Annotated in this window: 20 protein-coding genes, 3 tRNA genes and 2 pseudogenes; 16 read left to right on the top strand and 9 right to left on the bottom strand. The window is 48.2% G+C overall.

Going from position 1 to position 24,634, the window contains the following annotated elements; genetic code table 11:
• The 8 genes and pseudogenes from AYI96_RS19990 to AYI96_RS19955 form a co-directional block, all read left to right on the top strand.
• A pseudogene (locus AYI96_RS19990) lies at positions 1-979 on the top strand (IS630 family transposase); the annotation flags it as partial.
• 64 nt (positions 980-1,043) lie between these two features.
• Positions 1,044-1,394, top strand: coding sequence for a hypothetical protein (locus AYI96_RS19985; protein WP_039036149.1), 351 nt, complete (start codon positions 1,044-1,046; stop codon positions 1,392-1,394).
• A 502-nt stretch (positions 1,395-1,896) separates the two neighbouring features.
• Complete coding sequence (locus AYI96_RS19980; protein ID WP_039036150.1) at positions 1,897-2,556, top strand: hypothetical protein; 660 nt, start codon at positions 1,897-1,899, stop codon at positions 2,554-2,556.
• Entirely contained in the window at positions 2,553-3,518 is a 966-nt protein-coding gene (locus AYI96_RS19975; protein WP_039036151.1) for a tripartite tricarboxylate transporter substrate binding protein, read from the top strand. Before AYI96_RS19980 ends, AYI96_RS19975 begins: the two co-directional genes overlap by 4 nt.
• Positions 3,519-3,531: 13 nt before the next feature.
• Entirely contained in the window at positions 3,532-4,005 is a 474-nt protein-coding gene (locus AYI96_RS19970; RefSeq protein WP_101095128.1) for a tripartite tricarboxylate transporter TctB family protein, read from the top strand.
• A 3-nt stretch (positions 4,006-4,008) separates the two neighbouring features.
• Positions 4,009-5,526 carry a tripartite tricarboxylate transporter permease gene (locus AYI96_RS19965; protein WP_144362200.1) on the top strand — a complete coding sequence of 506 codons (1,518 nt, stop codon included), beginning with the start codon at positions 4,009-4,011 and terminating at the stop codon, positions 5,524-5,526.
• A gap of 10 nt (positions 5,527-5,536) precedes the next feature.
• Positions 5,537-7,222: a sensor histidine kinase gene (locus AYI96_RS19960; RefSeq protein WP_144362199.1), complete on the top strand. Its 1,686-nt coding sequence runs from the start codon at positions 5,537-5,539 to the stop codon at positions 7,220-7,222.
• On the top strand, positions 7,197-7,919 hold the full coding sequence (locus tag AYI96_RS19955; RefSeq protein WP_071477223.1) for a response regulator: 723 nt from the start codon (positions 7,197-7,199) through the stop codon (positions 7,917-7,919). Before AYI96_RS19960 ends, AYI96_RS19955 begins: the two co-directional genes overlap by 26 nt.
• A 140-nt stretch (positions 7,920-8,059) precedes the next feature.
• On the opposite strand, the gene crr is transcribed toward AYI96_RS19955, so the two are convergent.
• The 5 genes from crr to AYI96_RS19930 all read right to left on the bottom strand — a co-directional run bounded on the left by crr (position 8,060) and on the right by AYI96_RS19930 (position 13,129).
• Positions 8,060-8,569 carry a PTS glucose transporter subunit IIA gene (gene crr, locus AYI96_RS19950; RefSeq protein WP_039036123.1) on the bottom strand — a complete coding sequence of 170 codons (510 nt, stop codon included), beginning with the start codon at positions 8,567-8,569 and terminating at the stop codon, positions 8,060-8,062.
• Positions 8,570-8,672: 103 nt separating this feature from the next.
• Complete coding sequence (gene ptsP, locus AYI96_RS19945) at positions 8,673-10,376, bottom strand: phosphoenolpyruvate--protein phosphotransferase (protein ID WP_144362198.1); 1,704 nt, start codon at positions 10,374-10,376, stop codon at positions 8,673-8,675.
• Between the two features lie 11 nt (positions 10,377-10,387).
• A complete protein-coding gene (locus AYI96_RS19940; protein ID WP_028779985.1) occupies positions 10,388-10,645 on the bottom strand; it encodes an HPr family phosphocarrier protein in 258 nt (85 codons plus the stop codon).
• Positions 10,646-10,724: 79 nt separating this feature from the next.
• Positions 10,725-11,114 carry an ACT domain-containing protein gene (locus AYI96_RS19935; RefSeq protein ID WP_025010258.1) on the bottom strand — a complete coding sequence of 130 codons (390 nt, stop codon included), beginning with the start codon at positions 11,112-11,114 and terminating at the stop codon, positions 10,725-10,727.
• A gap of 380 nt (positions 11,115-11,494) precedes the next feature.
• Complete coding sequence (locus AYI96_RS19930; protein WP_039036121.1) at positions 11,495-13,129, bottom strand: methyl-accepting chemotaxis protein; 1,635 nt, start codon at positions 13,127-13,129, stop codon at positions 11,495-11,497.
• A gap of 316 nt (positions 13,130-13,445) precedes the next feature.
• Between AYI96_RS19930 and AYI96_RS19925 the strand changes: the two genes are divergently transcribed.
• Entirely contained in the window at positions 13,446-14,144 is a 699-nt protein-coding gene (locus AYI96_RS19925) for a DUF3334 family protein (RefSeq protein WP_101095135.1), read from the top strand.
• A gap of 83 nt (positions 14,145-14,227) precedes the next feature.
• Positions 14,228-14,437: pseudogene (locus AYI96_RS19920) on the top strand (integrase core domain-containing protein); the annotation flags it as partial.
• Positions 14,438-14,961: 524 nt separating this feature from the next.
• Here the strand turns inward: AYI96_RS19920 and AYI96_RS19915 are convergent.
• Together AYI96_RS19915 and AYI96_RS19910 are read right to left on the bottom strand one after the other, a co-directional pair.
• A tRNA-Met gene (locus tag AYI96_RS19915) sits at positions 14,962-15,038 on the bottom strand.
• 48 nt (positions 15,039-15,086) lie between these two features.
• Positions 15,087-15,163, bottom strand: a tRNA-Met gene (locus tag AYI96_RS19910).
• 374 nt (positions 15,164-15,537) lie between these two features.
• Here AYI96_RS19910 and rlmKL point away from each other — a divergent pair.
• The 5 genes from rlmKL to rmf all read left to right on the top strand — a co-directional run bounded on the left by rlmKL (position 15,538) and on the right by rmf (position 22,034).
• Positions 15,538-17,667, top strand: coding sequence for a bifunctional 23S rRNA (guanine(2069)-N(7))-methyltransferase RlmK/23S rRNA (guanine(2445)-N(2))-methyltransferase RlmL (rlmKL, locus tag AYI96_RS19905; protein ID WP_144362197.1), 2,130 nt, complete (start codon positions 15,538-15,540; stop codon positions 17,665-17,667).
• Positions 17,660-17,890, top strand: coding sequence for a glutaredoxin family protein (locus AYI96_RS19900; protein WP_071476955.1), 231 nt, complete (start codon positions 17,660-17,662; stop codon positions 17,888-17,890). The genes rlmKL and AYI96_RS19900 overlap by 8 nt, the downstream gene beginning before the upstream one ends.
• A 1-nt stretch (position 17,891) precedes the next feature.
• Positions 17,892-19,805 (top strand): ABC transporter ATP-binding protein, encoded by a 1,914-nt coding sequence (locus AYI96_RS19895; protein WP_101095052.1) that lies wholly within the window; start codon positions 17,892-17,894, stop codon positions 19,803-19,805.
• 28 nt (positions 19,806-19,833) lie between these two features.
• Positions 19,834-21,675 (top strand): DUF3466 family protein, encoded by a 1,842-nt coding sequence (locus AYI96_RS19890; RefSeq protein WP_101095053.1) that lies wholly within the window; start codon positions 19,834-19,836, stop codon positions 21,673-21,675.
• A gap of 182 nt (positions 21,676-21,857) precedes the next feature.
• Positions 21,858-22,034, top strand: a complete 177-nt coding sequence (rmf, locus tag AYI96_RS19885; RefSeq protein ID WP_082014336.1) for a ribosome modulation factor — start codon at positions 21,858-21,860, stop codon at positions 22,032-22,034.
• Between the two features lie 96 nt (positions 22,035-22,130).
• Here the strand turns inward: rmf and fabA are convergent, their stop codons facing one another.
• Together fabA and AYI96_RS19875 are read right to left on the bottom strand one after the other, a co-directional pair.
• Positions 22,131-22,646, bottom strand: a complete 516-nt coding sequence (gene fabA / locus AYI96_RS19880) for a bifunctional 3-hydroxydecanoyl-ACP dehydratase/trans-2-decenoyl-ACP isomerase (RefSeq protein WP_039035293.1) — start codon at positions 22,644-22,646, stop codon at positions 22,131-22,133.
• Between the two features lie 76 nt (positions 22,647-22,722).
• The gene (locus AYI96_RS19875; RefSeq protein ID WP_144362196.1) at positions 22,723-24,327 is read right to left on the bottom strand and encodes a Lon-insertion domain-containing protein; all 1,605 of its coding nucleotides are present in this window, start codon (positions 24,325-24,327) and stop codon (positions 22,723-22,725) included.
• A gap of 206 nt (positions 24,328-24,533) precedes the next feature.
• On the opposite strand from AYI96_RS19875, the gene AYI96_RS19870 reads away from it, so the two are divergent.
• Positions 24,534-24,624, top strand: a tRNA-Ser gene (locus AYI96_RS19870).
• Positions 24,625-24,634 lie beyond the last annotated feature (10 nt).

Raw genomic sequence — 24,634 nt, 5'->3', positions numbered from 1 at the left:
ATAAAACCAGAGATAAAGACGAGTGCCGTCGCCTGAATGCCATTCTCTTGTTGGCATCTGGACGTACTGTTACTGAAGTATCAGGCTTGATAGCTGCGGCGCGTTCTTCAATCAACAGATGGGTCAGTTGGTACACTGAATGTGGCATTGAGGGGCTGGAGTCTTCAACCAGAGGCCGTTCCTGTGTGCTTCCTTTCCAACAAATAAGGAGTGTAATCAAACTACTGCTTCAATTGTCCCCCCAAGAGCTTGGATACCAACGTTCCCGCTGGAGTACTGAATTAATAGCTCTTGAGGTTAACCGCTTATTTTCGCTGCAGGTTCATCCCTCAACGATTCGGCGGTGGTTGCCTAAACTTGGCGTTGTTTGGCGTAGAGCCGCTCCCACCTTGCATATCAAAGATCCTCATAAAGATGAGAAGCTTGCGGAAATTAAGGCAGCTTTGAAACGCTGCAATATAAACCATCCCGTATTTTATGAAGATGAAGTTGATATCCATCTCAATCCAAAAATCGGCGCAGAATGGATGCATAAAGGCAATCAAAAACGAGTGACAACGCCGGGACAGAATAGCAAACGATACTTGGCAGGTGCGCTACACACAGGAACGGGGAAAGTTATGTCGCCAGTTCCAGCAAAGATTCTATGCTATTTCTTTCAATGCTGAAATTGCTCAAAAGACAGTACAGACGAGCCCAAACGATTACGCTCATTATCGATAACTACATCATCCACAAGAGTAAAAAGACTCAAGCTTGGCTCAAGTAAAACCCAAAGTTTATCTTGTTGTTTCAGCCAGTTTACTCACCTTGGGTCAACAAAATAGAGCAGTTGTGGCACGCACTACATGAAACCGTTACCCGAAACCATCAGTGCAAAAACATCTGGAAGTTGATGGAGCGGGTTAAGTATTTTATGGACCATGCTTCACCATTCCCTGGTGGCGGGCATGGTCTCATGAAAGTGGAGCACAATTAGGATCACTTATTTAGTTTTGATTTCTGTTCTTGTTCAATCATCTCCAAGCTACGCGAACGATTGGATGGAACAGCTCAAGCGTGTTTATGCCTGGAGAGAAGTCTCCGTACTTTGTCACGCCAAAGCACCAACATACCAGGATGATTGGAACAAGATGAAGCTCATTCAAGATAAGCAGATCATCATTTGGCAACGTATGATTAGGGATGGGCTCAGAGCGGCCTTGGCCCCAGAGCAAAGAGCAACGTTTTGGTTTGAACAACTGGAAATCCTTGCCCAGGTCTGGGCACCAACACAAGTGAGAGGGATGGATTGCGGCCCAAGTGATATAGAGTTTGTGGGAAAGCGAATGATGGCTGATCCGACATTCGCAAGTGCATTAGATATGGTTGTTCAGGAAAGCAAGGGACGATAGGAAAGGGAGATTAGGCCCTTTAGAAGGGGGCCAACCCCTTCTTTTCGTTATTAAACGGTAGATCTGATAAAAAGTGCTCGCAGTTTTTAATCCCATAGAGTCTATCTGTCATGACGAGTCCGTTTCTCTATATTGCTTATAGTTCGTGATTGTCAGCGAGTATAACAAAGGCTAAACCGATGAAAAGGGCTATCTTGATGGGGAATTTACAGTAACCGGCTCTCTGCATTATCCAACTTCAATAGGCCCGGCATGGCTTCAGTCAGATGCCTTGAACGCCAATTGCTGTGCAAGCCACTCTTTACCTCAAGAGAGTGCTACGAGGACTTATTCGCACCTTCCTTAGTTTTGTTCATTTTGGGCATGCGTTTAATGGAGAAAATTTCGTCAAAGGTTTTTATGGAAATTAATTTCGCAATCTTATATTAACCCCGATTTAACACTAGGCTGTCCTGTACGTCAGCAACCTTATTGAATGCGGACGCAGAATAGGAATTAGCCAATGAATAATAAGCTTATTTTTATCAATGCCCTGGGTTATCGGGAAGCAACCGAGGCAATAGCAAAGTCACAGTCCCATGCTCTTTCTTGTAAAGCGCAAACAGACATTTTGCCAATTAGCTTTGTTGGTGGATTAGGGGCAGTTATCCCGGTCGCCAGCGTACTCTGCTTAGGCATTAGACAGTTAAAGCGTGCTATAGAACGCAGGTTTCTCTGTTTAACGCAATGGCGAACTGAGCCTGGTTGCCCACAAAGATGTTTTAAACATTTTCCCGGCATCTATCAGATGTTTGACTGTAATTCTTCTGGGCAGTTCAGAGTGAAGAACACGTATCCATTCAAGGGGCTTAATTGCGATAAATGGCGAGTCTACAGGCAAAAGTCCCGTAAGTTCGCTGACGGTGGTTGTTTATTCGAATGCCGAATCACGAATGATTGCTTTCTTGGAAGGGGGCAAAACGATGAGTTAAAGGCACAGCGACGTAAAACCAACGTAAGAACATTTTTCGTCCGGAACACCTTATCAAGGCGATTAAGTAATTCTGTTCTACATCCCTCAAAAGAAATTAAAGATTACGTCCGGGAAATGGTGTTCATGGTTTTCCCTGTATTGGATGCGACGCACCTGTACCAAATCCGGGTTAAAGGAGAAGGACAATGATCAAGATAACTTATCGGTTGATCGCCATAGTGGCATACGCCTTGATGCTCTGCAGTGTCCAAGGTCGCGCAGAAACGCACTTTCTTATTCCAGGAGGGCCAGGCGGGGGCTGGGATACGACAGCAAGAGCTGTTGGCGAAGCCATGGTGAAGTCAGGACTGGATGACAACACCTCATTCCAGAATATTTCTGGTGGTGGAGGCGGCCGCGCGATTGCTTATTTGATTGAGTCGGGAACGAAAAAAGGCGATATGTTGATGGTTAATTCTACGCCGATAGTGCTGCGAGCGCTTTCGGGACAGTTGCCTTACAGCTATCGCGATTTGACACCAGTTGCCAGCGTTATTGCCGACTACGGGGCGTTTGCTGTGCGTGCAGATTCTCCCTATCAAAGCTGGCACGATGTTATTGAAGCCTTACGCGGGGATCCAAAAACGATCAAAGTAGCTGGTGGCTCAGCCCGCGGGTCTATGGACCATTTAGTTGCCGCACAGGCAGTTCAAGCGGCAGGTATTGATGGCAGACTGCTCAGGTATATTCCTTATGATGCAGGTGGAAAAGCCAAGGCGGGCTTGCTGTCCGGTGAAGTAAATCTCTTATCGACCGGGTTAAGCGAAGCGCTCGATATGATGCGTGCGGGTCAGGTAAGGATCCTTGCGATCACTGCTGATGAACCTTTGGTGGAATATCCACAACTCCCCACTATGAGAACACTGGGTTATGACATGGAATTTGTAAATTGGCGCGGCTTTTTTGCTGCCCCAGATGTCTCAAAAGCAAAAGTGCAGGAATACAGTGACAGGTTTCAACGTTTAATGGCGACACCTGAATGGGAGAGCGTACGTCAACGTAATGGCTGGCGCACATTATTTACCAGCCAGGACGGCTTTGTTGATGTATTGGAAGCACAAGAACAGCAGCTTCGTGTCGCAATGGAAGCGTTGGGCTTTATCCATCGTTAAAGGAGAGATGACTATGATGAATCGAGAGCTCATAGGACCAACACTATTTTTGCTGCTATTTGTTTGTTATGGCATTTATGCTTGGCAGATACCCCTGATGCCATTTGAAGAGTACGAAAGTGTTAATTCAGCAAGCTTACCAAAGTTGTACACAGTATTAGGGATAGTGATTTGTTTACTGGCAATGATAGCAGAAATAGTGAAATCGCCAGTGAATAATAAACGGGAAATTAAAACGACCATAAGCTGGAAAAGTATCCGTCAAACATTATTGTTGATAATACTTATGCTGCTTTATAGCGGATTGCTGGAACCTCTGGGTTTTGTATTATCAACAGCACTTTTTTTACTTTTCGGTTTTTGGTTGATGGGTGAAAGACGTAAAAAAACATTATTGTTGGCATCAATCCCTGTTGTGATTGTTTTTTGGATCATCATGACCCAGTTATTAGGTGTTTATCTTGCCCCCGGTGAATTTTGGAGTTAAATCATGTTAGATGGAATCTTAACAGGCTTATCAACCGCTTTTGCTTGGCAAAACTTGATGTACGTGATCATAGGTTGTTTTGTGGGAACCTTTATTGGCATGTTACCCGGTTTAGGCCCCATGACTGCGATCGCGCTGATGATCCCTATTACCTACAGTATAGGCGCTGACTCCGGCATGATTTTGATGGCTGGTGTTTATTATGGCGCTATATTTGGAGGCTCAACGTCATCTATTTTAATTAATGCGCCCGGGGTGGCCGGTACAGTGGCATCGTCCTTTGATGGTTACCCTATGGCAAAGCAAGGACACGCAGGCAAAGCTTTGGCGATTGCGGCTTATGCGTCTTTCACTGGTGGAACCATTGGCGCGTTGATGCTGATGGTCGCCGCCCCCTTATTGGCAGAGGTGAGTTTAAGCTTTCATTCTGCGGATTATATGATGTTGATGTTCCTGGGGTTAACGGCAATTGCAGCCTTTTCTAATAAAGGTCAATTTTTAAAAGCCATGATGATGACAGTCTTTGGATTGATGTTAGCTACTATAGGTATAGATCCCTCTTCAGGTACTGAACGTTTTACCTTTGGGCAAGCAGATTTGCTTGATGGCGTGAGCTTTCTATTAGTTGCCATGGCGACCTTCGCGTTATCGGAAGCTTTGATTAATGTAATTCGCCCGGAACAAAAAAATCCCGGGGAACAGGACATGGGCACGCCTAAAATCGGTTCGACCAAGCTGAGTAAAGCGGAAGTAAAGGAACTTGCGCCTACTGTTGGGCGTTCATCCTTATTGGGTTTTCTAATTGGTGTATTACCGGGGGCTGGCGCAACTATCGCAAGTTTTATGGCATACGCCTGTGAGCGTAATTTGGCACCGAAAGCATTACAGGAACGCTTTGGACAAGGTTCAATGCGAGGTTTAGCTGCACCGGAATCTGCAAATAATGCAGCTTGTACCGGCTCCTTTGTCCCTCTATTGACACTTGGGATACCTGGTTCAGGAACCACAGCGATTATGCTTGGTGCACTAATAGCTTATGGTATTCAGCCTGGTCCTACACTAATGCAAGAAAATCCTGCGGTGTTTTGGTCTGTTATTATCAGTATGTATTTTGGTAATATTGTTTTGCTTATTCTGAATCTACCCTTGATTCCTTACTTTGCTAAAGCATTAACCTTGCCGCGGGCAGTGTTAACGGTAATGATTCTATTCTTCAGCTTAATTGGAGTTTATTTAGTGACATTCAATACCTTCGATTTATTTATGATGGTGGGTGTTGCTGTTATAGCTCTTGTTCTGCGCTTGCTAAGTTTTCCTATGGCGCCTTTATTACTAGGGTTTATATTAGGAGATATGATTGAGCGAAATTATCGTCGTGCCGTGATGATTTCTGATGGTTCAATTAGCTTTTTATGGGAACGGCCTCTTACATTAGCTATAGGCATTGTTGCGATACTCGTTTTGCTTATTCCATTAAAAAGTTTTTTGAATAACTATCTTCGTCAGGATGCCAATTTATAGGATGGATATCATGCGAAATTCAGAACAAGCGGCAATTCCTACGTCCGCATTTAAATCGATTCGCCGTCCAAAAAAATTGGAAACCCGATTAATTATTTGGGTTGTTGGCGTCTGTGTGTTTCAAGCATTGTTCTTTTTTGCATTGGTTTATAATGTGACCACGCAAAACTTTCATCAAGAAGTGGGGGGGAAGGCGTTAGCATTGGCTATGTCAATAGCGTCTAGGCCTGATGTGATCATGGCTTTAAAAGCCGAGAAGGAAGCGAATGAACACCCTGAGCTCAATGCTAAAATGGAACAATTACGTCAGCAAGTAAATGCTGATTTTATTGTCATAGGCAATACTGAAAAAATTCGTTTGGTGCATCCTGAACCAACGCGAATAGGTCAACGCATGGTTGGGGAAGACTCAGAAGCTGGATTACGTGGCGAGTATTATGTTTCTGAGGCCACTGGGAGTTTAGGTGAATCTATTCGTGGCAAGGTACCTGTTTATGATCATAATGGTGAAGTCTTAGGTTTGGTATCTGTCGGTTTTTTGGCCGGCTCTGTTGAATTGTTGATTTTAGAACGCAGTAGTATACTGATTTGGGGCTGTATTTCGTTACTGTTATTTAGTATTTTTGCTGCCATATTTATTGGTCGATGGGTGCGGAACGCCATATTTGGATTGCAACCAGATGAAATAGCAAGGCTATTTGCTGAACAGGAAGCCATCTTGAACACTGTGCGTTCCGGCATTATTGCACTTGATCCTAATGGGAATGTTCGGAAAATAAATCAACGGGCTTGTGAAATCCTGGAGCAACCGTTGCGTATCCAGCATCAAAGTCTTCATTTAAGTGACCTATTGCCGGAACATGCAGAATTTTTATTGCGCAATCCAAGCCGCCGTATTCTAGGTTTCGAGTTGTTTGCTGCCGATAAACGTCTGGTTTTATCACGTTTTTTACTTCAAGCCCACGGCTACAATGACGGTGTGCTATTGAGTATGCGTCCTGCTGATGAGTTAGAATATTTATCGCAACAATTAGCCAAGGTACAGGCATTTGCTGAGTTATTGCGGGTACAAACTCATGATTACTCAAATAAATTAAACACTATTGGTGCGTTAATCCAAATGGGAGAGTTGGATAAGGCGATTGAGCTAATTGGCCAAGAGAGCCAAGGTTCACAGGCTCAGATTGAAAGTTTATTGACCCATATTCAAGAACCTGTTATCGCTGGATTATTACTGGGTAAGTACCACAAAGCCCGGGAAGTGAATGTCTGCGTGGAACTGAATAATGATAGTTTGTTATGCAGTATTGAACGCAAAGAACTTCTGGAACGCATGGTGTCTATTTTGGGTAATCTGATTGACAATGCGATTGAAGCGGTGCAAAAGGTACAACACATGCGGGTGCCTCGTGTGTTAGTGACCATTGATGAAACGGCGCAAAATATTATATTCGATGTTGAAGATAGTGGTATAGGGCTAGGTGCTGACAAAGCTGCCATTTTTACACCGCAATACAGTTCGAAAACGGGTGCACAACATGGGGTTGGGTTGTATTTGGTGAAAACGCATTTGGAATCTTGTGGTGGTACATTGGAATTGGGAGAATCTGATTTAGGCGGTGCAAGGATTACCGTTTACATTCCGAAGAAACATGTTAAAGGAACTTCTCATGGCGTATTCAGTAATCATTGTTGAAGATGAAGTTGCCGTCTCACAATTGTTGGCTCAGTATTTACTGTTTCCCCAAACTCAAGACACTGTACGCCAGGGACAGTATCAAGTTGTGGGTTGTGCCGGTAGCATAAAAGTTGCGACCGGTTTGTTAAAAGCATTACAACCTGACCTAATTTTATTGGATATTTATCTGCCGGATGGTTCTGGACTTGAGTTGTTACAACAGGTTCGTAAGCAAGGACTAAAAAGTGATGTGATGTTGATTACAGCAGCCAAGGAAGTCACCATTTTAGAACAAGCCATGCAATTGGGAGTATGTGATTTTCTTGTTAAACCTTTAATGTTAAAGCGTTTAGACCAAGCACTTGCTCGCTTCGAAGCTCGCCAATACTGTCTCTCGGTAGCGGAAGAAGTAACCCAATCCATCGCAGACACTCTATTTGGGGGGGATAAGCAATCGAGTAATCAAGCATCGGTTCGTTTACCCAAAGGTGTGGATGCCTTGACTTTAGATAAAATCCGTTGCGTGTTTACAGAACATCCGAAACAAAGTTATACCGCACAACAAATGGGGGCTCTTGTCGGCATGAGTCGTTCAACTGCACGGCGTTATTTGGAATATATGCTGGCGATTGATGAGTTGATTGTTGATCAAAATTACGGGGCTATTGGCCGTCCGGAACGAAGTTATCGCTTTATCACCTTTAACAAAAGCTGATGCGATATTGTTAAGTGAGAGAGTTATCTGTTCCAGGAACGGCGATTTTTGAATGAACCACAACCAGAAGCTCGTGTACGCTGAGCCGCACTCAAATGCACTATGTCAAATAATGCATTTGAGTATTATTGGGGATTATCTCAGACTTGAACCGTAAATATCACATCTTTGCCGGCGCTGACGCTACCCTGGCGTTTTTCCAGGTACTTTACGTCTTCCATATTAGCCAGCACCACAGGGGTGAGCAGGCTGTTGACCTGATCTTTGAGAAACTCGAGGTCAAACTCCAGTATAGGTTCGCCGGCTTTAACGTCTTGACCTTCCTGTGCCAGGCGTTTGAAGCCTTTGCCTCTGAGTTCTATGGTACCAACGCCGAAGTGAACAAACAGTTCCAACCCTTGGGGCGACTCTATGCTGAAGGCATGGTTGGTTTCAAAAATTTTGCCTATGGTACCGTCAATCGGCGCCAGCATAAATTGGCCTTTGGGTTCTATGGCAATGCCATCACCGACAATTTTTTCGGCGAAGACCACATCCGGGACTTTTTCAATGGCAACAATATCGCCACTGATAGGGGCATAAACTTTAATACCGCCTTCTATGGTGGGCTGCCCCGATACCATGCGGCGGATCCGGCTTAAAAATCCCATGGGTTGTTTTGTCCTTTTTGTTTTTGGTTTCCGGTTAAACAGTCCCTCGACAACGTTCAGGTTGGGGAAGGGGATTTTTGCTTAGCATACTGAATTAACTGCCTTAATGACAGAGGGAGATCAAGGATGTCAATTCAGACAATCGAGTGCAGGTGAGTGCTTTTTGGGCCTGCTTTGCAAATTGACTGAAGTTACCCTCGCACAGCGCCGCTTTGACTTCCAGCACAGAGCCGGGGTTGACCGACAACTCGTCCAGCCCCATGCCCATCAGTATTGGCGCAATGCGCGGATCGCCTGCCAGCTCTCCGCACAAAGAGACCCTGATGCCGGCCGCTTTGGCGTCTGCTATTGTCATGGCAATCAGCCTGAGGATCGCCGGTGAAAATGAGGGATAATCCCGGGTTAATTCAGGGTTGGTTCTGTCCGCCGCCATGGCATATTGCGTCAAGTCATTGGTCCCTATGCTGATAAAGTCCAGCTTTGGCAGCAGCGTTGGCAGGTTCATAACCGCGGCAGGGGTTTCCACCACTATGCCGAGGCTGATGTCTCCATAGCCTTTCTCGGCCTCGCTGAGCTGCTGTTTGCAGTGCTCCAGCATATCCAGGACGGCATCCAACTCTTCAACCTGATTAACCATGGGCAACATCAGCCGAACCGGGCCATGATTGGCGGCGCGCAATACGGCCCGTAGCTGTGTCTGCAGGATTTCAGGATGTTTAAGGGTGTAGCGCAGGCCGCGCATGCCAAGTGCTGGATTGTCTTCGATTGCCTGATCCAGGCAAGGCAGTTCCTTGTCAGCACCTATATCCAGTGTACGTATAGTAAAGGGCTGGCCATTGAGTAGCTGCAGGGCATCGCAATAGAGGTTGTACTGAGCCTTTTCATCTGGAATGCAACTGACATCCATCAGCATGAATTCGGTACGAAACAGGCCTATTCCTTCTGCACCGACCTGGTGCAGGCGAGAGATCTCATTGAGGTTACCCACGTTGGCCATTAGGCTTATGCGTTTGCCGTCCCGGGTCTGGGTCTGTCTGTCCCGGTATTGCTCCAGCGCGCTGCGTCTTGCCTGTTCTCGTTCAAATCTCTGCTTAAGCTCTGTGACTTCGGTTTGCTCAGGGCGAACAAACAAGGCACCTTGGTTGGCATCCAGAATGAGTTGATCGCCGGCATTGATATTGCCTGCTTGATAGTTGCAGGAAAGCAGGGCGGGGATGCCGGCAGCACGGGCCAAGATAGCAGTGTGACTGGTGAGGCCACCGGTTTTCAGTATGATGCCTTTGATATGTTCAAGGGGCAATAGGGCAAATTCCGCCGGTGTCAGATCCTGGGCCAACAAGATGGAGTCATGCTTGAGTTTATCCAGGCCATCGGCATCGGCGCCGTTGATACTACTGATAAGTCGTCTGCCGAGGCAACGTACGTCCTGGGCCCGGTTTGCAAGATAAGGGTCTTCCAACGCTTCAAGTTCACTGGCCTGGTGGGCAAAGACCCGCTCTACTGCCGCGGTCGCCGAAAACTGCAGCCCACTGATGGACTCGCGAATTTGTTGAATAAGTTCGGCATCTTCCAGTAACAGCAGGTCGGCTTCCACCAATTGGAAGTTGTCTGAATCTTCGGTCAGTTTATCCAGGCTGGTTTGTAACTGCTGGCACAAGCGCTGCAATGCCTGGGTGAGCTTATTCAGCTCTTGGGGGATTTTGGCAAGTGGCAGCAGGCGGTAGTCCATGCTGTTGTCAAAGGGGTTGTAGACTACCGCTTCTCCGAAGGCGATACCCGATGAGACTGCAATTCCGGCGAGGCGCATCTGTGTTCTTCTCAACTTAAGGTGATCAACAGTTCCGACACCCGTTCAACGGCTTCGCGAGCTTGTTCACCTTCGGCAAATACTCTGACAGACACGCCTTGATAGAGCCCCAGTGTCTGCAACTTGAACAGACTCTTGGCACTGGCTTGTTTGCCCTGGCACTCAACCATCACATCACAATCGTACTGTTTCGCCTCTTTTACCAGCAGTGCGGCAGGGCGGGTATGGATCCCGTGTTTGGCGGTAATAGTGACGGTTTTTTCGTACATAGACTTCTTTGACTCATGTAATTAACTGAATAATATCCGGTAACGGCTGACGTTTTGCAATACTCCGGCGACCAAGCCGTCAATTGCCATATTCAATAACCTGATATTGCTGCTTTCTGAGGGCGCGAATGGCGGTATCCAACTTATCTTTCTTCAGCAGTATATAGTCGGTATCGAAGGTTGAAACAGTAAAAATACTCACATGGGCATCGGCGAGAGTAGCAGAGACTCTGGCCATGATACCCGTCATTGAAAAGCCGAGCGGCCCTAAAAGCTCAAGACAACGCCAATCTTCTTCCTGCTCCAGGCTATCGAGCTCCAGTTTACAATCGACGACAACCGAAAGTTCCTCGCGGGTTTTGGCGATAAAAAACAGCGGCTGGCTCAGTACTTCAGCCGGAACCTGGGTATCTGAGCTGAAACTGTGGATAGTGAATAGCTGCGGATAGACCGCCAATGTCATGCGCAAAGCCAATACCTCTTTTCTCGCCCGGGCGCCCTATGGGCGCCGCTGCGGTATCACCTGCCGGGTACGGCAAACTCCGGGAAGGTAGAAAAAGTTCCATGTGTGCTCTGCGTCGGCTTACAGGCCTGGATGTAAGGCCTGGTTCGCAGCAAAATGGCCCTCGTCCTTTGCAAGAAGCAGAACACAGTGGGCAGGCCTGTAAGCCACGCCCTTGGGGGCTTTCGCAGCAACCGGCTCTCTCGTTATCCAACTTCGACAGGCCCCGGCATGCCTTCAGTCAGATGCCTTGAACGCCAATTGCTGTGCAAACCAGAGTGCCACGAGGACCTTTCTTAGTTTATCACAATAAGAAAGGGGCAGAATACGTTCTGCCCCTCGAGATGTTAGATCTTGAATTGCCCCAGAGTGCGGCGCATGTTCTGGCTGATTTGCTCAAGCGACATTGCCGCGCTTTGGTTGCTGGCATTGGCTTGCACTGAAACTTGAGTCAGCTCGGAAATGGTGCTGACATTGCGATTGATCTCTTCGGTCACCAAAGATTGCTCTTCGGTAGCGCTAGCGAGTTGGGTATTCATATCGCTTATCTGTGCTACCAGGGAAAGGATTTGATCCATGGCAGAGCCTGCCGCTTCGGCTTGTTTTTGCAGCTCGGAGGATTGGCTCTGTGTTTGGCTGTTACTCTCCATAACGGCGCTGACACCGGATTGAATTTCACTGATCAGCTTGTGAATTTCGTTGGTGGAGTCCTGAGTGCGGTTGGCAAGGGCGCGCACTTCATCGGCCACTACTGCAAAGCCGCGGCCGTGAGTACCGGCGCGGGCGGCTTCGATGGCGGCGTTGAGTGCCAAAAGGTTGGTTTGTTCAGCAATGGTTCGGATCACATCGAGAATGCCGCCAATTCTGCCTGAAGCCTGACCCAAGGTTTCGGTAAGGTTTTCAGCGGCCTGCAGTTCGCGCACCAGCTCCTGGCAGTTTGCCAGTGTCGCATCCATGGTCTCTTTACCGCTGAGGGCTTGTTGTTTGACGCTGGAAGCAGCATCGGCAGCCTGCTGGGTATTGTTGGCCATCTCCTGGGTGGTTGCCAGCATCTGATTCACGGCGGTGGCCACGCTGGCGGTTTCCCTGTGGATGTTATCGGCGCTGTGGTTGGACTCTTTGACTGCGACTGTCAGGTGCTCGGCGTCCTCGCCAAGTGATGCACCAAGTGGCTGCAATTCGCTGACGGTTCTACCTATCTTCTCTACAAAACTGTTAAAGGCACGGGCGAGTGCTGCTACTTCATCACGGCCTTGACCTTCGAGCCTTTTACTGAGATCGCCTTCACCTTGGGCAATATCCTCCATTGCGGCGATGGCGGTCTTGAGTGGCGCGGTAATGGATTGATTGAGCACCAGAAAGAAGATAAAAATCGGCGCTGAAATTAACATCATAATGATCAGATAATCGATTGAGACTGACTTCATTGTGGCGTTGACATCGCTGATATATGTGCCGGTGAGCAGAGTCCAGCCCCAATCTTTGTCATATCTGGATTCGGTGAGCTTTTCTTCGCTATTACCACTGGCTGGGTTGCGGATCTCATAGCTGAGTTTGCCTGTGCCATTGGCCTTGGCTTGTTGTTGTAGCTGGGCCAGCGGATTGCTGCCATCCTTGATACGATAATCGGCAATGGCTTGGCCCACCAGCGACGGCTCAGCGCCGTGGGCGATGATTTTTCCCTGATCTGAGAGCAGAATAAAGTAACCTTCACGGCCATAACGCATCTGGCCCACCAAGGCAGCTGACTCTTGTTGAGCCTCTTCGAGAGTCAGTTTACCCGCCTGTGTCTGAGTGCGATGTGCGGCAACTACAGACAGGGCTGTGTTCAGTTGGGCATCATTTTGCAGCCATTTTTGAGTTATCAGATTATCGTACTGTTCTTTAATGGAGAAACTGGCGAAACACAGGGTGCCTATTGCGGCCAGAACCAACATAAGGATAAGGCGCTGAAGAATGGTGAGCTTCCTGAGTAATGCCATTTTGTACTCCTTTGTTATTTCTTATTAGGTAGTTGGCAGCGACTATAACGCGATGGAAAAACCAAGTGAAACCTTTTTACCTTGTGTGTATTGCTTTGTTGATCGGGCTCATTGTTCAGCTTATATCAAGCCTAAAAAGAGCTCCTTGCTTCGCTGCTCTCAATGCTGCACAGAGGATATCGGCTCAAATATCAGAAGCTTAAGCCGTGCTAAGTCACTTTAGTTAACCTTGGGGGGGCTAATTAATTGTTTTTATTTTGATTTTTTTGCCTGAAGGGCTCAAGATTAACCCTATGTCTATTATTGGTCTCTTTTCATGAATACACCTCAAGTCATTAGTTCAGACGATATTTTACTGAAGCTTTGCCATTCTGTGACCCATGTCTTATCAGCCACTACAGCAAGTTCTTTGTCTCATGCTGGAGTCGTACAGCGTATTACCCGCACTCGGCTTAAGCCGGATCTCGGTTGCTTCTCTATCTTTGATGGCGGTTTTTCCGGCCTGGTGGTGATCAACTTTTCAGCGGCCGCCGCGTTGGAAATCTATCGCCGCTACATGCTGCATATGGGCATGCCGGAGGAAGAGCTAGCTTTCTCCCATACCTCAGATGAGGTGGGTGATGTAATGGGTGAGTTGATGAATCAGATGCTGGGGGATTTTATCGGCAAGGTATCCAAGGAGCTGCAAACTTCTATTAGCCAAAGCCAGCCAAAGATGCTGACTATAAACAAGGAACTGACGATATCGATTGATGCCAACTTGGACGAGCCCATTGCTCGTAGAGTGTCCTTCAAAACAGAAAATAACCATATATTTTATCTTGAATTTGCTATGGACAAGACAGAGTTCATTCGTCTGGCAGAGTTTGAAACCGATGAAGAATTTGATCCTGATCTGCTACTGGCTCGCCATGGCAGTCAACAGTCACAGAGTAAAGCTCCTGAATCTCCTTGGGTGAAAGCAGCAAATGTTGATGATGACACTGATGATCTGTTCAAAGAGTTGGGAATTTGACCCCCGGAGGTGACGGTGGTTTTGTTCATTTCAGCATGTCGGGGAATCGATTCGAAATAGCTTCCCCGGCCCCTACTTACCAATTTGTGGAAAGTCTGAATGGCAAATTCCGAAATGAATCTCTGAACCAGCACTGGTTCAGAACCTTGGACGGGGCTTGATACTAAATCGAGCTATGGCGTGAACACTACGACCATATTCGCCCTCATAGTTCACCGAACTATATGCCGCCTGTTGCGTATGCCAAGCAGCATAAGCTGGAAAATCTCATCAAGAGATTGGTATTAATTTAGGGGAAAGGCTGAGCCCGACGAGCTACCATGCTGGATGAAGGAATTAGAAATTGGGTGCGGTGCTGGATTTGAACCGACGACCTTCGAGGCTCTTATAAAGAACTGAGCCCGACGAGCTACCATGCTGCATGAAGGAACTAGAAATTGGTTGCGGGAGCCGGATTTGAACCGACGACCTTCTAGGCTCTTATAAAGAACTGAGCCCGACGAGCTACCATGCTGTATGAAGGAATTAGAAATTGGTTGCGGGAGCCGGATTTGAACCGACGACCTTCTAGGCTCTTATAAAGAACTGAGCCCGACGAGCTACCATGCTGCATGAAGGAACTAGAAATTGGTTGTGGAGCTGGATTTGAACCGACGACCTTCGAGGCTCTTATAAAGGACTGAGCCCGACGAGTTACTATGCTGTATGAAGGAATTAGAAATTGGTTGCGGGAACCGGATTTGAACCGACGACCTTCGAGGCTCTTATAAAGAACTGAGCCCGACGAGCTACCATGCTGGATGAAGGGATTAGAAATTGGTTGCGGGAGCCGGATTTGAACCGACGACCTTCGGGTTATGAGCCCGACGAGCTACCATGCTGCTCCATCCCGCGTCCGATTTGTGCTAATCAGTTTGAATTCATAATTAAGGAATTAGAAATTGGTTGCGGGAGCCGGATTTGAACCGACGACCTTCGGGTTATGAGCCCGACGAGCTACCATGCTGCTCCATCCCGCGTCCGATTTGTACTAATCAGTTTGAATTCATAATTAAGGAATTTGCTTACGGTGCTGGATATGAACCGACAACTTTCGAGGCTCTTATAGAGAATTGAGCCCGGCTAGTTACCATGCTGTTCCATCCGGCGTCCTTCAAAGCGGGGTGGACTATAGCGACCAAGGCGCGGCAATGCAAGGACAAATCATCAAAATGCCATTGAGTGTTCAAATTTGATTCATCTGTGCGTGGAGATTAAACCCGTTGATTACAACTCAAACAATTTTGCTGTGGTTGAGAAAGAAAAGCGGTACTGAAAACGGAAGTTTTTATCTTTTGCCTGGATCAATGGTTATAATGCGCCATTCATTTTTGCTTTGCTATCTGGTTAGTTCATGTTGAATTTTTTTGCGGCGGCCCCCAAGGGGTTTGAATATGCTTTGGCGCAGGAACTGCGCGAGTTCGGTGCGCTTGAGGTCAAGGAAAGTTTGGCCGGGGTCTATTTTTCCTGTCCACTGGAGCAGGCATACCGCATTACCCTTTGGACCAGATTGGCAAGCCGTATTCTTCTTATATTGCATCGCGGGCCCTGTGACTCAGCAGAACAGCTTTATAATGCTGCTTTCTGTATCGATTGGCCGAGCCACTTTGACAACCGTTGTACCTTTAGTATCGACTTTCACGGCATGGGCGGTTTTATCAAGAACACCCAGTTCGGGGCCCTCAAGATTAAAGATGCTGTGGTGGATCGTTTCCGCGAAGATGATCTTAACCGTCCCAATGTGCAACGTGTTGATGCCGACTTCAAAATCGATGCTCACTACCGTAACGGCCAGGTAACCATAGCGCTGAACTTCTCCGGGCCGGCGCTGCATCAACGTGGTTATCGCAGCGGTACCGGTGAGGCGCCATTGAAAGAGAATCTCGCTGCCAACATGTTGGCCCGCGCCCAATGGGATAAACAAACGCCTTTGCTGGATCCATTTTGTGGCAGTGGCACTGTGTTGATTGAGGCGGCTATGATAGCGGCCGATATGGCCCCCGGACTGCAACGCAGTCGCTTTGGCTTTGAGCACTGGCATCGCCATGACGCCAAACTTTGGCAAAGCATAGTCGAGGAAGCCAAAGCGCGCGCCAGCATAGGCAAGAACCGTTGTGAAGTGAAGTTCTTCGGCTCGGACATAGACTCGCGCATGGTGGCGCTGGCCAAACGTAATGCCAAGAGCGCCGGTGTCAGTGATCTGATCGAGTTCAGTGTTGCCAATGCTCTCAATATCACGCCACCGCTGGACAAAGGCTTATTGATCTCCAACCCGCCTTATGGCGAGCGTTTGGGCAATGTCTCCTCCTTGTTGCAGCTTTACTATCAATTTGGCGACAAGCTCAAGCGTGAGTTCGGTGGTTGGCAAGTGGCTTTGCTTTGCAGTGATATCGAATTGATCTCATCGCTTAAGCTCAAGGCCGACAAGCAGATGAAGATGTTCAACGGGGCACTTGAGTGCGCCTTTAACCTCTATACCCTGCATGCCAATTCTACCCGCAGGGCGGCGGTGGCAGCCGAGCAGTCGGGGGTTGAGGTCAGTGACATCGCCAGTGCCTTTGCCAACCGGGTGAAAAAGAATCTGAAACAATTGGATAAGTGGGCCCGTAAAGAGGGGATCGACAGTTATCGCCTCTATGACGCAGATATTCCTGAATATAATGTCGCTATCGACAAGTATCTGGATTATGTGGTGATTCAAGAGTATGCAGCGCCTGCCAGCATACCTGAAGCCGTCAGCAAGCGACGTTTGACCGATGTGCTTCTGTCTTTGCCCGGCGCCATTGGTGTTGAGCCGGACAAGATCATCCTCAAGACCCGCGAGCGGCAGAAGGGTACAAATCAGTACCAGCGGCTCGACAAAGAAAAGCTGGAGCTGGTAACCCAGGAGTATGGTGCCCGTTTCAAACTCAACCTGACAGACTATCTGGATACCGGGTTGTTTCTCGATCACAGGCTTATTCGCAAACTGGTGGGCAGTAAAGCCAACGGCCGTGATGTACTCAACCTGTTCGCCTATACGGGAACCGCGTCGGTACACGCCGGGCTTGGCGGTGCCAAGTCGGTCACGACAGTGGATATGTCCAACACTTACCTTAATTGGGCCAAGGATAACTTTGTGCTCAATGGTTTGATTGGCAAACAGTATCGTTTCGAGCAGGGGGACTGCCTGCAATGGATCCGCGATTGTGACCGCAAGTTCGATCTTATCTTTATCGATCCGCCAACCTTCTCCAACTCCAAACGGATGGAAGACTCATTCGATGTGCAGCGCGATCACGTCAAGTTATTGTCTGATCTGTTCAAATTGCTCAATCCTGGCGGAGAGATAATCTTTTCCAACAATAAACGTAAGTTCAAAATGGATATCGAAGCCATGGCGGCTCAGGGCATGTCAGTCACCAATATGGATGCCCAGATGTTGCCAATGGATTACAAGCGCAATCCGCATATTCATAATACTTGGTTGATCACCCATGCCTGAGACGCCATTGACCCTATACCACACAGATGGTTGCCATCTGTGTGAGTTGGCCATGGCCTTGCTCGATGGCCTTAATATTCGTTATCGCACCCAGGATATTTGCGAGCAAGAAACGCTTGCCGAGCGCTATGGCGTGCTTATTCCTGTGTTGGCCAATCGCCAGGGTGAAGAACTCTGTTGGCCCTTTGATGAACAGCAAGTAAAACGCTTTACAGGAGCATAATGTGAGTCTGGTTCGTATCAATAATGGCTCGCTTGCCTATGGTTATACCCCTCTGCTACAGCAGGCAGATTTCAGTATTGAAGCCGGCGAGCGGGTCTGTATTGTCGGCCGTAATGGTGCCGGCAAATCCAGCCTATTGAAGGTGTTGGCAGGAGAAGTCCTGCTCGATGATGGTGAGTTTAATATCGCCACCGATGTGAAAGTCAGCCGCTTGCAACAGGACCCACCCAAAGCGGAGCAGGGCACTGTTTATTCCTATATTGCCGCCGGTCTTGCAGATGTGGGCCAACTACTCGAAGAATACCATCAGCTGTCGCAGTCTATGGCCAAGGCCCAGGGTGAAGCGCTCGAGAAAATGCTGAAAAACCTCGAGCGGTTGCAATCCAAGCTGGATCACTTCGATGGTTGGCAGCTCGACAACCGTATTCAGCAAAACTGCCGATTGCTGGGGTTGGACCCGGATAAGCCTCTGTCTGAACTCTCTGGCGGCTGGCAACGTAAAGTCGCCCTGGCCAGAGCTTTGGTGAGCGAGCCAGATTTGTTACTGCTCGATGAGCCAACCAACCACCTGGATATTGACACCATAGAATGGCTGGAACAGTTTCTGTTGGGATATAAGGGCGCCATCGCCTTTATCAGTCACGACCGTGGCTTTATTCAAAAGATTGCCACCCGCATAGTCGATTTGGATCGCGGAGTGGTCACCTCCTGGCCCGGTGATTACCAGAGTTATCTCGATGGTAAGCAGGAGTGGCTCAGGGTTGAGGCTGAGCAAAACGCGCATTTCGACAAAAAACTCGCCGAGGAAGAGGTGTGGATCCGTCAGGGGATCAAGGCTCGCCGTACCCGTAATGAAGGTCGGGTGAGGGCCCTCAAGGCCTTGAGAATGGAGCGCCGGGCCCGCCTGGAGCGTCAGGGCAATGCCAGAATGCAGGTCTCCGACGCCGAGCGCAGCGGCAAGTTGGTGTTTGAGGTGCGGGATCTCAATTACAACCTGGCAGATAAGGACCTGGTGCGGGACTTTTCCACCAACGTGATGCGCGGCGATCGCATCGCGCTGATTGGCCCCAACGGTTGCGGTAAATCCACGCTTATCAAGTTGTTGATCAGTCAGTTGGCGCCGCAGAGTGGTGAAATCAAGACGGGCACCAAGCTGGAAGTCGCCTACTTTGACCAATACCGCGAAGCCTTGGATCCGGAAAAGACGGTTGAAGAGAACGTCGGCGAGGGTAAGAGCACTGTTACTGTTAACGGCAAAGACAGGCATATCCTCAGTTATCTGCAGGACTTTTTGTTTTCGCCCATGCGTGCCCGCACACCGGTCAAGGCGCTCAGTGGCGGTGAGAAGAACCGTTTGCTGCTGGCCAGGTTGCTGCTTAGGCCGGCCAACCTTATCATTCTCGATGAACCGACAAATGATCTTGATATAGAGACACTGGAATTGCTAGAGTCTCTGCTCACTGAATATGAAGGCACTTTGTTGCTTGTCAGCCATGACCGGGCCTTTATTGATAATACAGTCACCAGTTCCTGGTGGTTCAGCGGCAATGGCCGTTGGAGTGAATATGTCGGCGGCTATCAGGATGCGGTTGCCCAAGGGGCACGTTTCTATCGCGATGCTGAGGAACCTGAGGCGGCTAAGCCTGTCAAACAGGAGGTTGCGCCGCAAAAAACTGCAGAACCCAAGACAGCCAAAAAGCTTTCCTATAAGCTTCAACGTGAGTTGGATGCTTTACCTGCCTTGATGGAAACACTGGAGCAGGAGTTGGAACAGCTGCAGGAGCGCGTCAATCAGCCGGACTTTTATTCGCAGGATCAAACTATTGTGAGCAGCGAATTGCAACAGTTGGCAGAGAAAGAACAGCAACTGGAGGCTTACTTCGAGCGTTGGGAAGAACTCGAGTCAATGAAGTGAGCACAAAATTATAATGGGAATCAAATTAATGAAGTTGAATAGTGCGCTGTCATTGGTGGCCATGGGGGTTATCAGTGTATTACAGGTATCGCAGGCGGCTCCTGTCTATGAAGTCGTTAACCTGGATGAATATGATCTCAAAGGTAACCTGACCGATACTCGCACCGGTTACGGTATGGGCGTTAATGCCAATAATGAAGCCATCGCTGTGGCTAAGGGCAAGAAAAAGCTCAGCACCTCGGATGTAGACAATGATGACGGTATCATCGACATTGAAGATGGTATCGCTCCCGAGGAAAAGATCACTTATTCCATTAATAAACCTATCATTGCCAATAATTTCACCTTCAACTCCCAGGAAAACGATCCTGTGAGTCCCTGGACGCCTAATTTTGAGAGTATCAACGGTAGCACACCGCCGGCTGATACGGATCCAGCCGATCCTACAAGCGTCAACTCGGTTGATAGTTTCCTCTATGACATCAATGATGCCGGTATTCGTGTTGGTGCCATGACAGGTAAAGAGAAGAAGGTTGACTATAACGGGGAAACCGAAGGGCAGGAGTACTGGTATTACCGTGACTTTGAGCAGCGCGGTTTTGTCAAAGACGGCAGTACTGAAGTGCCGCTGTTGCCGCCTTATACCACTTACACCAAAGATGATAAAACAGCGGAGCTCGGTGGTTGGTCGATGGCTTCTGCGATCAACAGTAAAAACCAAATTGCCGGTTATGCCAGCACTGCTATCAGCAAATATGGGGCAGAGCGAGTGGCTATTTGTCTCAGCGACGACAACACGTTGCCGCTGGATGTTTGTCTGCAAAGGGAAAAGTACCCTAATGCCAATAATACCCGCAATATTCAGTACCAAATGCGAGCCTATGTTTGGCAATACGAGAACGGCGCAGTTACCGGTACTGAGTTACCGCTTGGTCTGACACCCGGGGATTCAGATTATACCTTTACCGCGCAGGGACTGGGGCTGAACAACGCAGGGGTTGTAGCCGGACGCTCTCATGTTTACCGTAATGGTGATACAGACAACCTGAGAATGGATGCGGCTTACTGGAGTCAAGATACCAATGGTGAATATAAGTACCATTGGATCCCGGTTGTTGATGGCGATGTACGTAATTCCATTGCCTATGACATCAATGATGCAGGGATTTTGGTTGGTAGTTACAACAAATATATCCAAGGTTATATCCGCGATAAGTTCTTTATCTACGATACAAACACCCCGGAAACCAAGCCGGTTACCCCCAATGATTTCTATAGCACCATGTCGGATCTCTCCAGTAAACCTAGAGATATCAACAACAAAGGTCAGGTCGTGGGTTATATTGAGTCAACTCATGACAAAGATAAACCAAGGCCGAAAGTGGGCTTCCTGTTTGATAAAGAGTCCGGTGAGTTCAGTAATCTCAATAAGTTGCTGACCTGTGAGTCAAAAGGCTATGAGAAAGATGCCGAAGGCAACTGGAAACGTCATGAAGTGAGTGTTGAGGACGGTTCAGGCAAAACCCTGACCTACAACACTGACATAGTGGTGGTGGAAGCCAACAGTATCAATGAGGAAGGCACCATAGTCGGTACTGCCTTTATCCGTAAGCCTTCTTATCAGTTTGATGAAAAAGGTAATTTGGTAATTGGTGAAAACGGCAAGCCGCTGTTTGAGCTTAATGGCAACGGTCAGCCAGTGACTTCTTATCTGCCGCGTATGGTTGTTCTTAAGCCCAGTGGCAGTGGGGAAGCCTGTACTCAGGTGGACGACGGTGATATTGATAAGCCGTTTGAGCGTTCCGGTGCGGCCAGTTTGGGTTGGTTGGCATTGCTGCCGCTTATCTGGTGGCGCAGACGTAAAATTTAAGCTTGGTTTAAGCCTGTGAGATCGGCGCCTAAAAGGCGCCGATTTTTTTTAATCAGGATCTCAATAGTTTAAAATTTCTTCGCTATAATTGGCGATTTTTTGATTGATCTCGGCGTTGAAAAGTTCTATTCATAGCAAGTGAAGCTGATGCTTCTATGTAAAATAGTACAGAGGACGCTTGCATGAAGAGACAAAAACGAGATCGTTTAGACCGAGCCTTTTCGAAGGGATTCCAAGCCGGTGTCGGCGGCCGCTCCAAGGAGCTTTGTCCTTATTCGAATCTTGATTCTCGCTCCCAGTGGCTAGGAGGTTGGCGCGAAGGGGTAGAAGGCCGGATAAGCGGCCTGTTCAGTAAGTAATTCAGCAAGATTGCCCTCTCAGAAGAGGGCATTTTTATGCATCTCTGAAAATAACAAGGTCGGCAATTGCCGACCTTGTTGTTTGAATTCTCTACTTTAGAAGGTGGAAGTATCGCTGAACACACCTACTTTCAGATCCGTGGCCGAGTAGATCTCGCGGCCATCTACTTCCAAAGTTGCATCGGCAATGCCCATCACCAGTTTACGGTGTATGGTGCGCTTGATATTCAGCCTATAAGTTACCTTCTTGGCGCCGGGAAGTACCTGACCGGTAAATTTAACCTCACCAACCCCCAGCGCGCGGCCTTTACCTACCGCACCTTCCCAGGCAAGGAAGAAACCAACTAGTTGCCACATGGCATCCAGCCCCAGGCAACCAGGCATAACAGGATCATCAACAAAATGACAGCCAAAGAACCAGAGATCCGGATTGATATCCAGCTCTGCAACAATTTCACCTTTGCCGAAGGTGCCGCCGTTATCGTTGATGGTGACAACTCGGTCAATCATCAACATATTATCCACGGGGAGGCGAGGGGAATTCTTGCCAAATATCTCACCATGGCCACAGGCGATAAGTTCTTCTTTGTTGAAACTGTTTACTTTAGTCATTGTTGTTACCACATCCTTCTTCAAGTGCCGCCAAGATTAGCGAACAGGTGTAAGCTAAACAACTCCGATCAGCTAGTTATTGATTAAAAAATGGCAATCTTGCCAGTAACCTCGCAAAATAGCCTGGTTCTTCATCAAGATTACCTGCCAATCTGTCCAGTCGTTGTTGAACCATGCCGTAAAGCGTGTCCTCTGGGAAGTTGTTGTCCTCGTCGGCTTCCCCGGCTTTTATTCCCATCAGCAGAGTGACGGCTTGGTCTACATGAGTGATTTCGTAGAGCTGGAATAATCCTTGTTCTACCGCTGTTATAACATCGGGTGTCAGGTTGAGTTGCTGCACATTGGACTTGGGCATAATTACTCCCTGGCTGCCGGTCAAGCCGCGCCTCGCGCAGAGTTTGAAGAAGCCTTCAATCTTCTCATTGACGCCCCCAATTGCCTGTACATTACCAAACTGATCCAGTGCGCCGGTTACCGCGAGTCCTTGGTCTATCGGCTGTTCGGTTATGGCCGAGATCAGGCTGCAGTATTCGGCGAGAGAGGCGCTGTCACCATCAATTTCCTGATAGGATTGCTCAAATACGATATTGGCATTGAGGTGCAAGGGTGCATCGCGGCCAAATACCCGATAGAGACACGCGGACAGGATCATCATTCCCTTGGCGTGGATATTACCCGCCAACTCAGATTTCCGTTCAATATCGGCGACTTCACCATCTCCATAGTGCACCGATGCCGTTATCCTGGCCGGCTCGCCATAGCAATAATCCAAGGTGTCTATTACAGTCAGGCCGTTAATTTGCCCCACCATAGCGCCTTCAGTTGGCAAATAGATGAAGGCGTCATCAAGATTTTGTGCCGACTGCTGCTCTTGGGCGTTATGCCGTTGTTGGCGTTGTGCCAGGGCATGTTCAATGGCGTTGGCATCCAGCGCTTGTCCTTGGCTATAAAAAGTAGCTTCAGCGAACACTTGTGCCAAATCTGCGCTGGCGAGGCTCAAACGTTGTTGATGCTCTGTCAGGCGACTACTGTATCTGAGCAGAGGCAGTAAGGCCGACTCTGTCAACTGACAATGGCTGAGTTTTGCCAGTTCTGCCAACCAGACTACATAGTCATTGATAGCGACTTTTTGCAGGTCTACTTCAAATACCAGTTCGCCAAGCAGGGCAAATAACTCGCTAAATCTGCGTTCGTGGAACCTGAGTTCGCTGTAGAGCAGACTCGAGCCCACCAATACAACTTTGGCTTGAAGTGGCTGCCATTGCCCTTGAAGCTCGAAACCACCTTTTTCAATGGCATCTAATAATAGCTCCCATAAAGGCTCACGTTTCCACAGGGATTCGGCGCAGATAAATAGTATTCCTGGCGTTGTGAGGGCACCCGGTTGCCTTTGTTGTTGACTATCCTGATGGCCGAGTAGCTGCGCCCGGGTGATGCGACCGCTCAAGTATTGCATCGGCATCTTGCTCTGGGCGCTCAGGGCTTTAAATAGCCAAACGCGGTGGATACCCTGGAAATCTGCCAGGAAAAGTTGTTGTCCTGATAAAGTTTGCAGCAGGCCAAAGGCCTCTATGACTCTTTCCTGTCCAAGTAATAGATCTGTCAGTTGGCTCGATGTGGGAAGCTGCAGATTGGAGTATTGAGGGGTAAGGGCCCCGGCCGGGATCAAGCTAGGCTTCATTGTGGCTCAAAGTCATTTAAAGATAAGCTGATTTTACCACAGGGGTGACGGAGCGGCATGGTAAATCTCCATTCTGGAGCGGCTTTTATTGTGCGATATGAGTTCCGTTTGAATCTTTCGGATGGCTGAGATTTGGGCATATGAACATATTTTTAGAAATAAGGGTTTACAACGGCTTAGTGAGCTTATAATATTTGCGCCGTTCCGGAGGGGTGGCAGAGTGGTTGAATGCACCGGTCTTGAAAACCGGCATGGGTTTATAGCCCATCCAGGGTTCAAATCCCTGCTCCTCCGCCATATTCAGAGA

The sequence above is a fragment of the Shewanella sp. MSW genome (assembly GCF_007636515.1).
Taxonomy (GTDB): Bacteria; Pseudomonadota; Gammaproteobacteria; order Enterobacterales; family Shewanellaceae; genus Shewanella; species Shewanella indica.
Note: the sequence above shows the minus strand (reverse complement) of the source record. Positions and strands in the feature narration are given on the sequence as shown.

Bases quoted from the DNA above. Each gene is read 5' to 3' on its own strand.
- AYI96_RS19985 (WP_039036149.1), top strand. From the start codon at position 1,044: ATGGAACAGCTCAAGCGTGTTTATGCCTGGAGAGAAGTCTCCGTACTT.
- AYI96_RS19980 (WP_039036150.1), top strand. From the start codon at position 1,897: ATGAATAATAAGCTTATTTTTATCAATGCCCTGGGTTATCGGGAAGCA.
- AYI96_RS19975 (WP_039036151.1), top strand. From the start codon at position 2,553: ATGATCAAGATAACTTATCGGTTGATCGCCATAGTGGCATACGCCTTG.
- AYI96_RS19970 (WP_101095128.1), top strand. From the start codon at position 3,532: ATGATGAATCGAGAGCTCATAGGACCAACACTATTTTTGCTGCTATTT.
- AYI96_RS19965 (WP_144362200.1), top strand. From the start codon at position 4,009: ATGTTAGATGGAATCTTAACAGGCTTATCAACCGCTTTTGCTTGGCAA.
- AYI96_RS19960 (WP_144362199.1), top strand. From the start codon at position 5,537: ATGCGAAATTCAGAACAAGCGGCAATTCCTACGTCCGCATTTAAATCG.
- AYI96_RS19955 (WP_071477223.1), top strand. From the start codon at position 7,197: ATGGCGTATTCAGTAATCATTGTTGAAGATGAAGTTGCCGTCTCACAA.
- crr (WP_039036123.1), bottom strand. From the start codon at position 8,569: ATGGGATTTTTAAGCCGGATCCGCCGCATGGTATCGGGGCAGCCCACC.
- ptsP (WP_144362198.1), bottom strand. From the start codon at position 10,376: ATGCGCCTCGCCGGAATTGCAGTCTCATCGGGTATCGCCTTCGGAGAA.
- AYI96_RS19940 (WP_028779985.1), bottom strand. From the start codon at position 10,645: ATGTACGAAAAAACCGTCACTATTACCGCCAAACACGGGATCCATACC.
- AYI96_RS19930 (WP_039036121.1), bottom strand. From the start codon at position 13,129: ATGGCATTACTCAGGAAGCTCACCATTCTTCAGCGCCTTATCCTTATG.
- AYI96_RS19925 (WP_101095135.1), top strand. From the start codon at position 13,446: ATGAATACACCTCAAGTCATTAGTTCAGACGATATTTTACTGAAGCTT.
- rlmKL (WP_144362197.1), top strand. From the start codon at position 15,538: ATGTTGAATTTTTTTGCGGCGGCCCCCAAGGGGTTTGAATATGCTTTG.
- AYI96_RS19900 (WP_071476955.1), top strand. From the start codon at position 17,660: ATGCCTGAGACGCCATTGACCCTATACCACACAGATGGTTGCCATCTG.
- AYI96_RS19890 (WP_101095053.1), top strand. From the start codon at position 19,834: ATGAAGTTGAATAGTGCGCTGTCATTGGTGGCCATGGGGGTTATCAGT.
- rmf (WP_082014336.1), top strand. From the start codon at position 21,858: ATGAAGAGACAAAAACGAGATCGTTTAGACCGAGCCTTTTCGAAGGGA.
- fabA (WP_039035293.1), bottom strand. From the start codon at position 22,646: ATGACTAAAGTAAACAGTTTCAACAAAGAAGAACTTATCGCCTGTGGC.
- AYI96_RS19875 (WP_144362196.1), bottom strand. From the start codon at position 24,327: ATGAAGCCTAGCTTGATCCCGGCCGGGGCCCTTACCCCTCAATACTCC.